16 protein-coding genes are annotated in these 15676 nt (G+C 62.4%); 14 read left to right on the forward strand and 2 right to left on the reverse strand.

Features of this window, described 5'->3' with window-relative positions; genetic code table 11:
• Positions 1 to 83: 83 nt before the first annotated feature.
• Positions 84 to 695 (reverse strand): class I SAM-dependent methyltransferase, encoded by a 612-nt coding sequence (locus tag NKJ00_RS16415; protein WP_352630418.1) that lies wholly within the window; start codon positions 693 to 695, stop codon positions 84 to 86.
• 301 nt (positions 696 to 996) lie between these two features.
• Between NKJ00_RS16415 and NKJ00_RS16420 the strand changes: the two genes are divergently transcribed.
• Entirely contained in the window at positions 997 to 2766 is a 1770-nt protein-coding gene (locus NKJ00_RS16420; RefSeq protein ID WP_352630420.1) for a portal protein, read from the forward strand.
• The gene (locus tag NKJ00_RS16425; protein WP_352630422.1) at positions 2763 to 3083 is read left to right on the forward strand and encodes a Bbp19 family protein; all 321 of its coding nucleotides are present in this window, start codon (positions 2763 to 2765) and stop codon (positions 3081 to 3083) included. Before NKJ00_RS16420 ends, NKJ00_RS16425 begins: the two co-directional genes overlap by 4 nt.
• A 372-nt stretch (positions 3084 to 3455) precedes the next feature.
• Here the strand turns inward: NKJ00_RS16425 and NKJ00_RS16430 are convergent, their stop codons facing one another.
• Positions 3456 to 3770 carry a YMGG-like glycine zipper-containing protein gene (locus NKJ00_RS16430; protein WP_027040217.1) on the reverse strand — a complete coding sequence of 105 codons (315 nt, stop codon included), beginning with the start codon at positions 3768 to 3770 and terminating at the stop codon, positions 3456 to 3458.
• Between the two features lie 258 nt (positions 3771 to 4028).
• On the opposite strand from NKJ00_RS16430, the gene NKJ00_RS16435 reads away from it, so the two are divergent.
• The 12 genes from NKJ00_RS16435 to NKJ00_RS16490 all read left to right on the forward strand — a co-directional run bounded on the left by NKJ00_RS16435 (position 4029) and on the right by NKJ00_RS16490 (position 15644).
• A complete protein-coding gene (locus tag NKJ00_RS16435; protein ID WP_352630424.1) occupies positions 4029 to 4601 on the forward strand; it encodes a hypothetical protein in 573 nt (190 codons plus the stop codon).
• Positions 4602 to 4848: 247 nt separating this feature from the next.
• Positions 4849 to 5760, forward strand: coding sequence for a hypothetical protein (locus NKJ00_RS16440; protein WP_352630426.1), 912 nt, complete (start codon positions 4849 to 4851; stop codon positions 5758 to 5760).
• Positions 5761 to 5941: 181 nt separating this feature from the next.
• The gene (locus NKJ00_RS16445; RefSeq protein WP_352554723.1) at positions 5942 to 6931 is read left to right on the forward strand and encodes a Coat protein; all 990 of its coding nucleotides are present in this window, start codon (positions 5942 to 5944) and stop codon (positions 6929 to 6931) included.
• A gap of 278 nt (positions 6932 to 7209) precedes the next feature.
• Complete coding sequence (locus NKJ00_RS16450; protein WP_352630429.1) at positions 7210 to 9258, forward strand: hypothetical protein; 2049 nt, start codon at positions 7210 to 7212, stop codon at positions 9256 to 9258.
• The gene (locus NKJ00_RS16455) at positions 9219 to 9710 is read left to right on the forward strand and encodes a hypothetical protein (RefSeq protein WP_352630431.1); all 492 of its coding nucleotides are present in this window, start codon (positions 9219 to 9221) and stop codon (positions 9708 to 9710) included. Before NKJ00_RS16450 ends, NKJ00_RS16455 begins: the two co-directional genes overlap by 40 nt.
• Complete coding sequence (locus NKJ00_RS16460; protein WP_023814095.1) at positions 9710 to 10135, forward strand: hypothetical protein; 426 nt, start codon at positions 9710 to 9712, stop codon at positions 10133 to 10135. The genes NKJ00_RS16455 and NKJ00_RS16460 overlap by 1 nt, the downstream gene beginning before the upstream one ends.
• Positions 10136 to 10238: 103 nt before the next feature.
• On the forward strand, positions 10239 to 10565 hold the full coding sequence (locus NKJ00_RS16465) for a hypothetical protein (protein ID WP_023814094.1): 327 nt from the start codon (positions 10239 to 10241) through the stop codon (positions 10563 to 10565).
• Between the two features lie 474 nt (positions 10566 to 11039).
• On the forward strand, positions 11040 to 11465 hold the full coding sequence (locus tag NKJ00_RS16470) for a hypothetical protein (RefSeq protein WP_023814092.1): 426 nt from the start codon (positions 11040 to 11042) through the stop codon (positions 11463 to 11465).
• A 97-nt stretch (positions 11466 to 11562) separates the two neighbouring features.
• Positions 11563 to 11898 carry a DUF6973 domain-containing protein gene (locus NKJ00_RS16475; RefSeq protein WP_128304615.1) on the forward strand — a complete coding sequence of 112 codons (336 nt, stop codon included), beginning with the start codon at positions 11563 to 11565 and terminating at the stop codon, positions 11896 to 11898.
• Positions 11895 to 12290 carry a hypothetical protein gene (locus NKJ00_RS16480; protein ID WP_352630436.1) on the forward strand — a complete coding sequence of 132 codons (396 nt, stop codon included), beginning with the start codon at positions 11895 to 11897 and terminating at the stop codon, positions 12288 to 12290. The genes NKJ00_RS16475 and NKJ00_RS16480 overlap by 4 nt, the downstream gene beginning before the upstream one ends.
• Positions 12291 to 12564: 274 nt before the next feature.
• Positions 12565 to 13161 carry a phage connector family protein gene (locus NKJ00_RS16485; RefSeq protein WP_023814089.1) on the forward strand — a complete coding sequence of 199 codons (597 nt, stop codon included), beginning with the start codon at positions 12565 to 12567 and terminating at the stop codon, positions 13159 to 13161.
• Positions 13161 to 15644, forward strand: coding sequence for a phage tail protein (locus tag NKJ00_RS16490; RefSeq protein WP_352630439.1), 2484 nt, complete (start codon positions 13161 to 13163; stop codon positions 15642 to 15644). The genes NKJ00_RS16485 and NKJ00_RS16490 overlap by 1 nt, the downstream gene beginning before the upstream one ends.
• The last annotated feature ends 32 nt before the right edge of the window (positions 15645 to 15676 follow it).

Below are 15676 nucleotides of genomic sequence, written 5' to 3' on the forward strand. Positions count from 1 at the left end.
TGGCCGATAGGCCGAGGGACAGCACCCCCCCTCTGTCCTGCCGGACATCTCCCCCGCAAGGGGAGATTGGCAGCTTCAGCCCCTCACGCCTTCTTCGCAAAAGCCCAGACCATCAGCGGGTATTCCTCGTCATTGCTCAAATCCCGCCACAGGCCATAGGCGCGTACCGGGCCGCCGATATGGGCCCTGGCGCAGGCCTTGTTGCCCCAGCCGTGGACCTTGACGTTGGCTTCCGCGAAGCCGCCCTCGACCATAAGCTGCTTGAGGCCGGCGGGGGTCCATCTGTTGTAGTCGTGCGGCCTGGCGTGAACGCGAAACAGGAAAGGTGTCGCCACCATCGCCCAGCCGCCGGGCCTCGTCATGGCGTGGATGTTTTCCACCGCCGCGTGAGGCCGCTGCACATGTTCCAGCACCTGGTCGGCGATGACGATGGAATATTGTTCGTCGGTGCGGTCCTTGCAGATGTCGAAGGCCGGAAAATCGACCGAGCGGTAATTGGGGCACATCGCCCGCCAGTAGCGGTTCCAGCCGGGCGAGATCTCGATCACGTCGGAAGCCTTGCGGTTGCCGGCTTCCAGAAAGAGCGTGAACGCCTCGATCTGGCGGATCCGCAGCCAGTTGCGGGAATCGTAACCGATGAGCCGTTTCACGGCGCGTTTGCTTTGGCTTTTCAGGGCGGCAAGGCTTGTCGTCACATCGACCTCCTCCAAAACCCGCCGCGAGCAAGTTCGTAGCATCGCCAAGTGGGCAAAAGATGACAAGGGAAGGCTGGCGCGAGGCACCCCCCTCTGTCCTGCCGGACATCTCCCCTGCAAGGGGGGAGATTGGATGTGCTGCCGCTTTCGCCAATTGCCGACGTTGCAGGAAACGCGCCGTCGGCAAAACTGCCGATCTCCCCCCATGCGGGGGAGATGGCCGGCAGGCCAGAGGGGGGTGCTGTCCCTCCGCATCTCCAATCAATCGGCAGCTCCGCCGCGCCAAACAAGTGAGAACATCATGACCGATTCCCGCGCCCGCAATATCCTGTCCCGCCAGTCCGAGCTCGAGAGCGAGCGCAGTCAGTATGAGGCTGTGTGGGAGCAGGTGGCGGAGTTCTGCGACCCCGATGCGCCCGATATCTGGAGCGGCCGCCGAACCGGCAGCCAGGACTCGCAGGCCGAGCGGCAGGAGCGGCGCGGCGCCCGCGTCTACGCCAACACCATCAACTCGGCCGCCAACCGGCTGGCCGCCGGGCTGGAAAGCCTGATCATCCCGCAGTCGGAAAAATGGCACGGGCTGTCGACGGCGGCCATGAACGACGAGGAGACCGACGAGGAAAAGGAATGGGCGGAGGCCTTGCGCGATTTCCTGTTTGCGCTGCGCTACTCCGCCAATTCGAATTTCGTGCCGGCGACGCAGGCCTGCCTGCGCAATGTCGTGCGCTATGGCCCGGCCTATCTCTATGCCGAGGAAGGGTTCGGCGCGACGCTGATTCGCTATGCCTCGATCCCGGTGGTCGAGGGCTATCTCAGCCGCAACCGCTGGGGCCAGGTCGACATTTTCCACCGCCGCTACGAGCGCACGGCGCGGCAGGCCGCACAGCTGCTCGGCTATGAAAAACTGCCGGCGCAGATCAAGGTTCTGGTCGACGATCCGGCCAAATGCGAGACGAAGATCTCGCTGATCCAGTGCATTGAGCCGCGCGACGAGCGCAAGATGTACCGGCTCGGCGGCCAATACCAATATCTCGACACGGCCTTCGCCTCCTACCACGTCATCGAGGACGAGGAGGAGATCGTGCGGGAAAGCGGTTTTCGCACCTTTCCGGTGTCGACCTTCAACTGGCGCCGCTACGAGGGCGACCCCTATGGCATTTCGCCTGCTATCGAGGCGCTGACGACCGTGCGCGAGGAAAATGCCGTGCGCCGTTCGGGCTTGCGTGCCTTGCAGCAGATCACCGATCCGGCGACCGCCTCGAAGGCCCGGCTCGACTACGTGCCGGTGCTCAATCCAGGCGAGAATTATCCGGGGCTGATCGACGACAATGGCCGGCCGCTGATCGCGCCAATCTCGACCGGGCAGAACCCGACCTATGCCTTCAACTACGCGCAGAGCCGCGCCGACGAGATCCGCGACATGATGTTCGTCAACCTGTTCCAGACACTGGTGCAGAACCCGCAGATGACGGCTACCGAGGCGCTGATCCGCCAAGAGGAAAAGGGCGCGCTGCTGGGGCCGTCCGGCTCGATCATCCAGGCCGGCTTCGCCAGCAATCTCGATCGCGAGCTCGGCATTCTGGAGGACAAGGGGCTCTATGACGAAGACAGCCGCTTCGTGCCGCCGGAGAGCCTGGCCGGCAAGGCGGTGCGGCCGACCTTTACCGGCCCGCTCGACGTGCTCAGGCGCTCGGCCGAGGCACGCGACACCATCCAGGTGGTGACGACGGCCATGCAGATGGCGCAGTTCGATCCAGGCGTGATGGACAACATCGACAGCGACGAGGCGATCAAGATCGTGCAGAGCGCCGGCCGCAGCCCGCAGCGCATCTTCCGCCGCAAGGAGGAGGTCGACGGCCTTCGCGACGCCCGCGCCAAGGCAAGCCAGGCGCAGGCCGGCATGGCGGCGATCGCCACCGCCGGCAAGGCAGCCAAGGATGCGGTGCCGGCGGCAGTGCAGGCGCGCGACAGCGGCCTGCTCGACGGGTTGCAAGACATGCTGGGCGGCGCCCAAGATGCGCAAAGTGCTCAAAGCGGGCAGCCCGTCGGCCCGGCGGGCGGCGAAGCATGAGCCGGAAACGCTTCGCTCATTCCGGCCAGGCCGGCAGTCCTGCCAAAGCGCGGGACGCGCTGGCCAAGGCGTATCTCCGGGTGTTTTCCGGCGAGGATGGCGAGATGGTGTTGGCCGATCTCGCGGCGACGACCGGCTATTACCGGCGTCCGTCCTATGGCGAGTGGATGGCGCGGACACGGACGCCCAACGGGTTTGAACTGCACAGCGCCTTGAGCAATGCGCGCGCCGAGGTGGTGCAGCACATTATGGGGTTTCTGACGCTCGATGACGCGCAGCTGGTGGCGCTGGAGAAGGCGGCACGGGCGGAGGGGTAAAAGCTGCCGATCTTCCCCCTGTGGGGGAGATGCCCGGCAGGGCAGAGGGGGGCGCGGTCCCGCCGACCTTGCCGCGTTCATCGCACGACAATCAAATCACAAGCGGCCGCTCAAGCTTGGCCGTAGGTGGCAAGGGCATGGGCATGTTCAAAGTTCGGCGACGACAGAGGTAGGCGCTCTACGGCGCGCCCCTCTGTCCTGCCGGACATCTCCCCCACGAGGGGGGAGATTGGCTGTTTCGGCACCGGCGGTGGCGATGAAGCTACCTTGCCTGCCGGCGTTAGTTGTTCGACCAGCCAAGCAATTGGCTTTTCGTCCGCTGCGCGGAACACTCCCCAACTCCCCGTAGAACGGGGAGAAGGGGGCTAACGATCAATAGTCGCCGTTGTAGTACCGGTCGTCGCAAGGCGCGGTGTAGATGCGGCCGCGGCGGTCCTGGTAGCGGCACATCTGTTCGCCGCGGCGCTGCGGCGTGGTGGAGCTGCCGACGACCGCGCCGAGCAGGGCGCCGGCGCCGGCGCCGATGAGCGTGCTTTCGGTGTTGCCGCCGATGGCCTGGCCGACGAGGGCGCCGCCGGCGCCGCCGATCAGCGCGCCGGTTCCGGCCCGCTGCTGGCCTTCGGTCTGCGCGCAGCCTGCCAGTGCTGCGGTCATCAGCACGGCGGCGATGGCTTTGTGAAAGTTCATGTGCGGTCTCCCTTGAAGGCCTGAAATTCCCTATGGCTCGTCCCGTGCGGTCGCATTGCGGCGGAACGGGGGCACGAAGCCTCACGATATAAGACATGGTTTCTCGGGCGTTGATAGGCCGAGGGCCGAAAACATCTCTTTCGAACAAGGCTCTAGCGGTGCTCCTTGTCAAAATGATTCAGCCTTCGACGGCTCGCCCTGCTGGGGCTTGATTGGTCGAGCTGCCAGAATTGCCAATGAAAAAAATGGAGAAATGCCATGACCCGAGGTCTTCCCCGGACGCTTGCCCGTGCCGCCGCCCGCGAGGCCGGCCTTGCCCCGCCCAGGCCTGGCCTGAAAGCCGTCACCACAGGGCAGGGCGGATCGTACCGCACCGTCTTCGCCTTCGCCGGCATGCAGGTGCCGGTCACCGATGCGCTGGCCTATGCCGCCCAAAAGATCTTCGACTTCACCAAGGGCAAAGTGCGCATCAAGGGCGGCACGGCCCGGCTGCAGTTCGCTGTCCTCGGCATCCGTGCGGCGACCATCAACGACAATGCGGCGCTGACCTGGTCGCTGGGCTCGGCCGCCGCATCGAGCGCGACGCTGGCCTCGACCATGGTCAATGTGCTGGCCTCAACTGCCCGCACGCTCGACGGTGTGGGCGCCGCACTGTCCACCGCCTCGATCGCCGACATCGCCGCCGCCGCGACGCTGGATGGCACGGTGACGCCGGTCGATCTCTATCTCAACCTGGCGTTTGCTACCGGCACCGACATCGATGCCGACGGGACGATTGCCGTGACCGGTACGATCACGCTGCTTTGGGAGAACTGGGGGGACAATGTCTAGGCGCCGATGACGCTGCCGATCTCCCCCCGTGGAGGAGATGCCCGGCAGGGCAGAGGGGGCGCTGTCCCACGAGCCTGTCCTGCTGATTAGCATTTGCATGCCTCGGGAGGGCATCGGGTGACGAAGAGCGTCGAACGCTTGCGTTCCTTCGCGCCCCCCTCTGTCCTGCCGGACATCTCCCCCACAGGTGGGGAGATTGGCAGCTTTGCCGCCGGCTCATTTCTAACCCCTAGCAAAGGAACATTACATGACAGATCTGGCAGACGCCGGGTCCGTGGCGGCGCGTGCGCAGCCGGCGGGCAACCCGGCACAGTCACCGGCAGGCACGGATAACGGGTCCGCCGCGCCTGGCGGCAAAAGTTGGTTTGACGGTCTTTCCGAAGGCAACCGCAAGCTCGCTGAAACCAAGGGCTGGACCAAGCCTGAAAGCCTCGATCGGGTTTTCACATCCTATGCGGAGCTGGAGCGGCAGCAGGGTGAGAGCCTGCGCCTTCCCGCCCCGGACGCGCCACCGGAAGACTGGGACCGGTTCCACGCCCGGCTGCCCGAGGCCATGCGTCCGGTCACGTCGTCCGAGAAGGTCGAATACCTCAGGCCGGAAGGCTTGCCGGAAAACTTCGCCTATTCGGACGAACTCGCTCAGGTGTCCAAGGCTTGGGCGGTCGAAGCGGGTGCCTCGCCGAAAACCGCGCAGGCCTATCACGACAGGTTCGTCGGCTACATGGCCGAGCAGGCCAAGCATCAGGAGATCGCGCTGGCCCGCTCGGTGGAAGCCACCCATGACGAGCTTGTCAGGGACTGGGGACCGACCGATAGCGACGGCTTTCGCCAGAGACTGGAGGTCGCCAACCGGGCGATGAAGAAGCTCGGCCTGGTCGACGCCTACAAGGCGAAGGGCATCCTTCTGCCTGACGGGGCGCTGACCGATCCGCAGATCGCCAGGGCGTTCCAGGCGATCGGCGAGGCGATGTTCCGGGAAGACACGATCGACGGCGGTGCTTCTTCCAGCGGAGCCAATCCGTTCAAGCGCAATGCCGCCGGCGAACGCAACCTGACCGATATTTCAGCCCTCGTCAAAAGCGACCCCGCCCGCGCAAGGCGGCTGGCTCGCGAGGCGGGGGAAAATCCCGACCGCTGGATGCCCAACAACCCGCGCTGACGATCGATCAGCCGCACTGAAACGCCCCTCATCCGGCCGCTTCGCGTCCACCTTCTCCTCGTCAGGGAGAAGAGGCGCGCCGACGTCGCAAGTCTCCTCTCCCCCGGAGAGGTCAGCCGAGCGAACCAGAGGCTGGGTGAGGGGGCACCCGCCGCCAACCCAAACCTGAAGGAAGAGAAAAATGGCAGATGCCTACACCCGTATCGCGGACGCGATCGTTCCGTCCGTCTATGCCCAATATGCTTTCGAGGAACATGTGCAGTCGCTCGAGATCTACCAGGCCGGAATCCTGTTTTCCGACCCGGCCATCTCGTCAAAGCTGTCGATGGGCGGCCGCTCCGTCGACATGCCCGGCTGGAAGGACCTCGGCAACGATCCGTCCGAACCGGTCAATGACGATCCGGCTGATTCCATCGAGATGAAGAAGATCGGCTCGCGCCGCGAGGTCGCCGCCCGCAATGTCCGCGCCCAGGCGTGGGGCGTTCCGGACCTGACCTCGATCCTAGCCGGCGACGATCCGCAGAAGCTGATCGTCAAGCGGCAGACCGAGTACTGGCAGCGCGCCAACAAGCTGACCCTGCTCGGCATCCTGAAAGGCGTCGTCGCTGACAACGTCGCCAATGACGGCGGCGACCTGGTGCGCACCACCGGCGCCTCCATCGTCGACACCGACATCATCGAGGCCGCCTATCTGATGGGCGACCGCGCGGACAAGTTCAAGACGATCTGGATGCACTCCAAGCAGATGAAGGCGCTGAAGCTCGCCGACCTCATCGACTATGTGCCGTCTTCCGAGCAGGGCGGACCGCTGATCCCCTATTATATGGGTCTGCGGGCCGTGGTCGACGACGATATCCCGGTCACGGCGGGCGTCTACACCGCCTTCATGTTCAAGGACAAGGCGATCCTGTGGAACGAGCTGCCGGTCAACACCGAGGGCGGCCCGCTGGAGTTCGACCGCAAGCCGCGCCAGGGCCATGGCGGCGGCATCACCGAAATGGTCGGCCGCCGGCATTTTGTGCCGCATGTGCCCGGCACCCGCTTCCTCGACGCCTCCTCGGCCGGCGAATTCGCCACCGATGCGGAACTGGCGCTGGCTGCGAACTGGGACCGCACCGCGTCGAGCGTCAAGAACATGACGTTCATCGCGCTGAAGACGACCGAGGCCTGATAGGACCGAGGCGGGGGCGGGGGCGATGCGCTCCCGCTTCTTTTCTAAACTTGGCGCCGGCCATGTTCCGATCCTGGCGTGACAAACAGAGCCGGAATCCATCGCCGGCACAGGATTGGCCCGCCGAATCAATGCGTGGGCAACACGCTCGTTGGCGGCCTCTCCAAAATCCGGATCCGACGAAGGCATCGGCCTCGAGCGCCATTGCCGGCCGTGCCGCGGCGGCCGGGTGATTTTCGGCCGTTCAGCCCTCAGTGCTTCGTGAGCAGGGAACAGCCATGGTACACATCATCCCCCTTTCCATTGGCCAGCGCCGGCTCGACACCGGCAACGCGCCGCAATATCCGCAGGGGTCGCCAATCGGCGGCGCCATGCACGGGCTGGGCGATCACCTTTCCGCTGTCGCCGAGCGCTACCAGCAGATGAAGGACCAGCAGGAGGCGTTCGACGCCGAATTGGCCCGCCGCCGCTTCCACGGCCAGATCGCGCAGGCGGAAGATGAGGTGACGGCCAACGCCCCGGCTGACGGCGCCGGCCTGCAAGAGACCATGTACGGCCAGGTCAATGCGTACGACGGCAGGGTCGTCAAGACCGGCCTGTTCGACAGGCTGTTCGACAAGGCTTTGCCGAACATGCCTGAGAGCCAGCGCGCCGCTTTCGCCGAGCACAAGGAGACGATGCGCAGGGTTGGCTCGCTGCGCATGGCGCAGCGGCAGCTTCAGCAGCGCGAAGACTATGAACAAGCGCAGGTCGACACGGTGCTCACGACCAGCGGCATCGCCATCGGCAACGCCGATCCCGACGATCCTATCACCTTCGAAGTAGCCCGCCAGGAAGGGCTCGACTTGATCGCCAAGATGGGGCTCGACCCCGGGATCAGACAGCAGAAGGTGAAGGACTGGTTCGGCACCGCGGCCAAGACGCGTTTCGAGGCGCTGATCGCCAAGGATCCGAAACGCGCGCTGGAGACGTTTGGTGTCAGGACCCCGGAAGAGTCTTCGGGAGACGTTCAGCCGATCACTTGGGTTCTTGCCTCGGGCAGATCAGAGGCGGCTGCCGCGAAAGGCGATCGCGTTGGCAAGCTCACGCCAGACGAGCGCGTGGCGCAGGCGTTTGGGGACATTGCTCCGGCGCCTGATACGGCGATCAAGCCCGCAACCGACCATCTCGCCGACCTGTCTCCAGATGACATTCAGCGGCTGATCAACCAGGCACACGCCGCGAATACGGCCCAATTGATCGAGGCGCGCACCAACATCGCTCTCGCTGCGCAGAACGCCCCGAACGCGATCGCCAATACGGGAAGCTATTCCGGCAAGATGCCCAGCCCCGCCGACTTCGCCGCCGTTTATGGCGCCGAGGAGGGCGGCGATCGGTACCAAGACTTCAGCTTGAAGATGGATGTCGGCCGCCAAGCCTTTGGCATGCGGACGATGCCCAACCAGGCGATCCACGCAGCGCTGCGCGATGCGGAGCCTGGGCCGGTCGGCTCCAACGAAGAGGAGACACGGTATCGGGTTACGGCTGCCGCTGCGCTCAAGACCCTGGACATGAGGCGGGCGGACCCTGCTGGCTACGTCCGCGAGGTCTTCCCCAATGTCGACGCCGCGTGGAAGGCGACAACGAGCCCGGATGGCAAGTCGGAGACCGGCAATCCGGAGGCGTACAAATGGGCCATCGCCGTCTCTGTCGCAGCCCAGAGGCAACTCGGCATCGAGACCCCTCAACCTCTGCCGAAGGCCGTTGTCCAAAGCATAGCTGACACCTTCGGCGACAAAAACATGCCGCAGGCTAAGAAGGACATCATCCTGCGTGATCTTCTAGCAGCAGCGCCCGATCCGGGTGTCCGCCAGGCCTTATCTCAGCAGTTGGATCAAGCTGGCCTTTCTCGATCGGCCCAAGTCGGCCCGATCGTCACTGCTGCGACAGTGCAAGGACGGCTTCCATCAGCGCCTCCTGGCGAAGCCCGGTCTGCACTCCAACGAGCTGCGGACGACTTCGGCGATTATCTGAGCGAGGGTTTCGAGGCCCTAGGCCGAATCCCGCATGACATTGGGATAGCTCTCCAGGATCTGCACGATTCTCCTTTGGGTTTCCTTGAGCAACTGCCCGCCACCCCTGGCTCGGGGGCGGTTGCTGAAGGGCGCTTGGCATTAGAGACAGTCGGCGAAGCTGTTGCAAAAGGCTTGGCCATATCCGCGGCGGGACCGGCAAGTTTGCCAAACCGCTGGAGGAGTTTGCAACAAGTGGTTCGCGCGCCACATCGGAGCTTGCCGCTGAGGGCGCGGTGGCTCGCCAAGCCGTCGGTGCGGAGGCTCGTGCAGTAAATGCAGCAAATGAGGCCGCTTACCGCTTGGGCACAGGTGCAAAGCCCGACAAGGCCGAGCTTCTTGAAATAATAAAGTCAATCGCGAGAGACCCCTCAAAGATAAAGTACGCGGGGGCATCGTTTGGCAAGGCTCTTTCAAAAAATTACCGCAAAACGTTTCTCGACGCGAACCCGAAACTGGAGGGTGAAGTTGTGGTCCACCACGCGGCTGAGCAGCAAATCTTGAACAGATATCTCGGGCTCGTGGCCGAAGAGGAGATGCACTCGCTTCAGAATCTGCGTGGGATTCCTAAAAGCTTGGACAACCTCTTGCACAACAAAACTTTCCGATACGAATGGGACGAATTTTATGCGTCGCATCCTCAGGCCACTCGTCAGCAGGTGCTGGACTACGTGGCTTATATCGACAAAAAATACGGACATCTGTTCAACCCTCCAATAGGTGGATAATGCAGTATTTCTATATCAGACCTGATGTGGCTGGTGGGCTTGGCAGAAACACCGTTTTGGACCCCAGCGTCCATCCTCCGATTGTGACCAAGCTCCACTACGTGGTAGAGGGCTGGACCGGTGATGTGCTCGTTACGACGTTCCCGTGTTACCTCGTCACCGAAGAAACCCAGCGTGCACTGCAGAACATAGGTTTTTCGGGTGCGACGTTCGCTGAAGCCGAAGTGACGACATCCGAAGAGTTTCATGAATATCAACCTGGGCAGGAACTTCCACCTTTCGTCTGGTTGAAAGTGAATGGGAAGGCTGGCCGCGACGACTTCGGGATCGCAGCAAACTATCGCCTTGTCATCTCGGAGCGCATTCTTGATTTGCTGGAATCATTGGGAATACCGTTTGCAGTGGTCGAACCCTACGAGCAGTAACGGATTACGCTTGTTGAATGCGATAACAGTCCGTCTTTTGTCGGCTGCACCATGTGACTGCAGCGTGCACTGTCACCGTAATTCCAGAAGACACTGCATCCGAATGGCCGAGGAGGATTTTCCCTATGGGGAAAAAATGAAGTTGCTGGATATCGTTGGACGGTTGTCGGAATTTGACGAGGAGGACCCGGTCTACGCAGCGGAGCCCACAATCTACGCGGCGGAGCCTTGGACCGAGGATTCAGACGCAATGGTTTTGCCTCAGCAGGATGGGGTGTTGGTACCAGCCGAGGCAGCTAAAGAGGGCCTGGCATACTTTCTCGAAATCAACCTTGCGATCGAGATTACCGAGGCTTTGGTTGCATCCGCAGAAAGAAAAGCCAAGCGTTTCCGCTATCTGCGAACGCGTTATTTATTATGCCACCTATGATGCGTGAGAGGTTAAATGTCGACTAACCCACGTTATGACGGACAGCCGCTGCTTAGACTGCTGGATGTTTATGTGCTCTGGGCGATCGGAGAACTTTCTCAAGAGTCGGAAGAGGGCTTGAAAAGAATGGCCCCCAAACTGCAATCTCTGTTTGGTGGCGATGGACGGTGGCATCACGCAATTGCCCAAGCCATGCACATGCCCGGAGGAATCCCGGCAGCAATCCGGGATATGTGGGCAAGGAATCTCAAAATCGCTCGCGTCAACGGCACGACCCTCCCGCCCGAGAGATTTGCCGAGATATTCGTGGACAACAACTTCGCGGATTGGGCGTTCTGTAGCGCCAGATTTTCAGACCTTCGCTGCCCCTCAACCTCCTGCCGGGACCTTCTCCCCGTCAACGGGGACGATCAATAATCGCCATTACCTCGATAAGAAATACTGAAATCTGTTCAATCCTCCGATAGGTGAGTGATGCAATATTTTTACATAGAACCGAACGTTGCTGGTGGGCTTGGCAACCACACCGTTCTTGACACGAGTGTCCATCCGCCGATTGTGACCAAGCTTCACTACGAGGTAGAGGGCTGGTTCGGCGATGTGCTCGTTACGACGTTCCCGTGTTACCTCGCCACCGAAGAAACCCAGCGCGCTCTGCACAAGATGGGCTTTTCAGGTGCGACGTTCGCCGAAGTCGAAGTGACAACCTCCGAAGAGTTCCATGAGGACCAGCCTGGGCAGGAACTTCCGCCATTTGTCTGGTTGAAAGTGAATGGCGAGGCTGGCCGCGACGACTTCGGTATCGCAGCAGATTATCGCCTCGTCATCTCGCAACGCATTCTCGATCTGCTGGAGTCGTTGGGAATACCGTTTGCCGTGGTCGAGCCTTACGAACAGTAACGGGATTACGCTTTTGAATTGCGACGACGGCTCATTTTTGTCGGCCGCACCCATGTGACTGCAGTGAATCTTCAGACTGAGAACTGGAAATAGTGCATTGTCACCGCAATTCCTCATGGGAACGGCATCGCTCCAATCTCATCCAGGCGTCAATAATGCAGCGGGTGCTTTGAGACATGCCGAATGGTCGGCCAAGATGGCGCAATCGCTTGGGGTCAACGAAGCGAAGAAGATATCGGATGCCTATGAGATATCCCATCCGAATGACCGATATGAGCGCGCGATGGATTTGATAAATAACAATGTCGGCCGTGTGTTGGGCGAAGCTTTACCCGGGGTCGCGCCCGACGAAATCGCGCGCCTTGCCCTGGAGGCCGGACTACTTCAGACTTCACTGCCTCCGGCAATGATCTTTCACGAGAAAAGAAAATGAAGAAAGTGATGGTTCTGACGACCGCAACTATCTTGGTGGCTGCTGCAATTTTTGTTTATTGCAGCCCTCTTCTCGTCAAGCTTGAGAAGGACGGATTTGTGGGCGGAACGCTGGAAATTGCAGGCACCAAACTGGATGAAGCGGCAGGATCTGGAACGACGTACCACCTCGTTTTCGTGAATGAGGAATCCAGCGCGAGCGTTTCTTGCAGCAAGGATGGGAAAGTTACAAGCCGGGATGGATATCTATCTCCATGGCTTGGGTGGTACGTAAGTTTCCATCTTTCGAATTGCTCGATTAGTGGATTTCGTCCGATATTAAGGGTTGGAATCACGAATAACAGTGAGATGCCGGAGATCTCGCGCGTTTTGTCGATAGCATGTCCGGACTGAGACTTGGAAAATAGTGCGCTGCCGCCGTAATTCCTCGTTCTGACAATATTTCTTAGCGCCCCCTCCGTCCTGCCGGCTTTCGTCATTCGGAAAGCCAAGCAGTTGGCTTTCCGTCCGCTACGCGGACCACTCTTCAACCCCACGAAGGGAGATCGGAGGGGGCGTAGAGCACGATCTCTGAATATCGCCATCCAAACCCCCAGCCGCTTCGCAGCGGCTTTTTTCATGCCCGGAGAAAATCATGACCCGACCCACATGGACGAGGCGCTGACCCATGGCCATCACCCCGCTCGATATCGCCAACATGGCGCTGGCCGTGCTCGACGAGGCGCCGATCGACAGTCTCGATCAGGACGTCAAGGCGGCACGGCTGCTCAACTTGCATTTCGACCTCGCAAGGGAAGCAGAACTTACCAAATGTGCCTGGGTGTTCGCCATCCTGCGCGCCACGGTTGCCGGGGCGGACACCGGCAGCGATTGCGGCTTGACCTTTGCCTATGAACTGCCGGCCGACTGCCTGCGGCCGCTGCCGCTGACCCGTGATGGCGAGCCGGACGGCGTGCCGATTTCGTGGCGCCAGGAGGCGGGGCTGATCTATTCCGACCAGTCCGGCCCGCTGACCATCCGTTACGTCGCCAACCTCACCGATCCCAACGACTGGGATGCGCTGTTCACCGAGGTTCTGGTGGCGGCCCTTGCCGTCAAGGTGGCGCATCCGCTGACGCACAAGTCAGGCATGATCGATATTGCCCGCTCGGCCTATGACCGGGCGCTGGACGCGGCGCTCAACGCCAACGCCATCCAGCGCGGCAGCCGGCTCTACACCGCCTCGTGGTCCAATCAGCGCGGCGACAACAGGATTGCGCGCTGATGACGACGCTCTATCCCGTCCAGGACGTCTTCACCCGCGGCGAGATCTCGCCGCGCCTGCATGCACGCGCCTCGCTCGACTTCTATCGGGCGGCGCTGGCCAAATGCGAGAACTTCATCACCCTGCCGCATGGCGGCATCCGCAAGCGCGGCGGCACCTATTTTGCCGGCGAGGTGAAGATTTCCGCGAAGACGACGCGGCTGATCCCGTTCATCTTCTCGGCCGATCAAGCCTATGCGCTCGAATTCGGCGACCGGTACATCCGCGTCCATGCCTATGGCGCGCGCGTCGACACGGTGGAGGTCGCTTCGCCCTATCTCGAGGCGGACCTGTTCGAGCTCGCCTATGTCCAGTCGGCCGACCAGATGTGGGTCACTCACCGGGACTATCCGCCCAAGGTGCTGACGCGCAGCGCACACACGGCGTGGGCTCTGACGGATTTTGAATTCCTCGACGGTCCCTACGACCCGGTCAACGACACGGCGACGACGCTGACACCGTCCGACACCGGGCATCTGACGCCGCAGATGACCAGCAACACGACGCCTTCCGGCACCGCTTCCACCGGCAGCGGCAGCGCCTCTGCCTGGCAGATGTTCGACCGCGACAAGACGCAGGATATCCAGATCTCTGGCGGCGGTGACGGCTATATCCGGTTCCGCAATGCCGGCGGTTCACAGCGCGTGGCCGATGCCTACTGGATCACCACGTCACGGGTGGCAACGGGCAATTATGATTTCTTCACCGCCTGGGAATTGCAGGGTTCCAATGATGGCACCAACTGGGTCACCCTGGATACTCGTACGGGCGAGCTCGGCTGGGGCAATGGCGAGACGCGCTTCTACGAATTCACGAACAAATCGGCCTTTGAATATCATCAACTGGTGTTCAGCGGCGGTGGCGGCGATGATGCCGAAAGCAGCGTTTCGGCCGAGCTTGCGATCCATGTCGCCGCATTCGACCAGACGCCGTTCGACATCACCGCGTCTTCAAGCATCGGCATCAACAATGACACCGGCTTCCAGGCGACCGATGTCGGCCGCGCCATCCGCTTGTTGGGCGCCGACGGCATCTGGCGGTGGGCGAGGATCACCAGCCGCACCAGCACCACGGTGGTCAAAGTGATCCTCTACGGCCATGCGCTGCCGAACATGAACCCGATCACGCGCTGGCGGCTCGGTACGTTTGTTCCCGGAAAACATGTGGAGAGCGGCTCGCTCTATGAGGAGCGGCTGGCCTTCAGCCGCAAATTCTCGGTCTATGCCTCGGCCACCGGCGACTTCGACAATTTCGCTCTCGGCGAGAAGGACGACGATGCGCTGGAGTTCGTCCAGGCGGGCGGCGGCCAGGCCAACGACATTGTCTGGATCGCCGACAGCGACGGCGCGCTTCTGATCGGCACCTCAGGCGGCATCCGCGCCCTGTCGGGCTCGGGCATCGACGAGGCGCTGACGCCCTCCTCGTTCAAGAACCGGCGCTCGCGCACCTTTGGCTGCGCCCGCATCCGCCCGGTGGATGCCGGCCAGTCGTTCCTCTATGTCACACGCTCGCGCAAATCGATCGCCGAGCTGACGCAGACGGCGCAGAGCCGTTTTGCTTCGGACGATGTCGGCCAGGTCTCCGAGCATATTCCCAAAAAGGGTGTGGTCGAGCTCGCCTTCCAGACCGATCCCGACCCGTTGCTGTGGTTCCCGCTCGAGAATGGCGAGCTTGGCGGCTACACCCATCAGCCGAGCCAGGAGGTGCGCGGCATGCACCGGCATCGCCTGGGCGGCAACGTCAGCGGGGCGGGCTCCGATGGTTCAAATTGGGCTGATGTCGAAAGCGCTGCGGTCACCCCCGGCCAGGACGGCAATGACGATCTCTGGCTGATCGTGAAGCGCAGCATTGGCGGCGTGACCAGGCGCTACATCGAGATCAAGACCGCGCCGTTCGAATACGGCGCCATCGCGGACGCCTTCGAGGTCGATTGCGGCCTGTCCTACGCGGGTCTTGCGGTCACCACGGTGGGCGGCGCCATGCACCTTGCCGGCCAGTCCGTCGATGTGCTCGCCGACGGCAAGGTCTATCGCGGGCTGACCGTCAGCGGCGGCGGCACCGTCACGCTGCCGGGCGGTTCTACCGCCGCCAAATGGCAACTCGGCCTGCCCTACGCGGCGGGCGCCGACACGCTGGAGCTCGATGTCGGCGGCCGCGACGGCTCCATCATCGGCCGCCGCAAGAAGGTGGCGAAGGTGATCCTGTCGCTGCTGGAGACCGACACCACGGGGCTTCAAGTCCAGTCCTTGATGCGCGGCCGCTGGGAGCCGGTGCGCATGCCCTCGATCATCGCGCCGGACGGGCGGGCAACGCTGTTCACCGGCAATGTCGAGGTGCCGATCGACGACAGCTGGGAAGGGCCGGGCCGAGTGCGGATCCGCCATGTCAACCCGACGCCCTGCACGATCCGTGCGTTCACGCCGGTGTTCGACGCCGAGCCGTAGAGCGCCGGCGTTGAAGATGGTGATTTCCCCCC

Origin of the sequence: Mesorhizobium sp. M0227 (assembly GCF_040321855.1) — a bacterium.
Lineage (GTDB): Bacteria > Pseudomonadota > Alphaproteobacteria > Rhizobiales > Rhizobiaceae > Mesorhizobium.

Coding starts and splice junctions, on each gene's coding strand:
- NKJ00_RS16420 (WP_352630420.1), top strand. CDS start 997: ATGACCGATTCCCGCGCCCGCAATATCCTGTCCCGCCAGTCCGAGCTC.
- NKJ00_RS16425 (WP_352630422.1), top strand. CDS start 2,763: ATGAGCCGGAAACGCTTCGCTCATTCCGGCCAGGCCGGCAGTCCTGCC.
- NKJ00_RS16430 (WP_027040217.1), bottom strand. CDS start 3,770: ATGAACTTTCACAAAGCCATCGCCGCCGTGCTGATGACCGCAGCACTG.
- NKJ00_RS16435 (WP_352630424.1), top strand. CDS start 4,029: ATGACCCGAGGTCTTCCCCGGACGCTTGCCCGTGCCGCCGCCCGCGAG.
- NKJ00_RS16440 (WP_352630426.1), top strand. CDS start 4,849: ATGACAGATCTGGCAGACGCCGGGTCCGTGGCGGCGCGTGCGCAGCCG.
- NKJ00_RS16445 (WP_352554723.1), top strand. CDS start 5,942: ATGGCAGATGCCTACACCCGTATCGCGGACGCGATCGTTCCGTCCGTC.
- NKJ00_RS16450 (WP_352630429.1), top strand. CDS start 7,210: ATGGTACACATCATCCCCCTTTCCATTGGCCAGCGCCGGCTCGACACC.
- NKJ00_RS16460 (WP_023814095.1), top strand. CDS start 9,710: ATGCAGTATTTCTATATCAGACCTGATGTGGCTGGTGGGCTTGGCAGA.
- NKJ00_RS16465 (WP_023814094.1), top strand. CDS start 10,239: ATGGCCGAGGAGGATTTTCCCTATGGGGAAAAAATGAAGTTGCTGGAT.
- NKJ00_RS16470 (WP_023814092.1), top strand. CDS start 11,040: ATGCAATATTTTTACATAGAACCGAACGTTGCTGGTGGGCTTGGCAAC.
- NKJ00_RS16480 (WP_352630436.1), top strand. CDS start 11,895: ATGAAGAAAGTGATGGTTCTGACGACCGCAACTATCTTGGTGGCTGCT.
- NKJ00_RS16485 (WP_023814089.1), top strand. CDS start 12,565: ATGGCCATCACCCCGCTCGATATCGCCAACATGGCGCTGGCCGTGCTC.
- NKJ00_RS16490 (WP_352630439.1), top strand. CDS start 13,161: ATGACGACGCTCTATCCCGTCCAGGACGTCTTCACCCGCGGCGAGATC.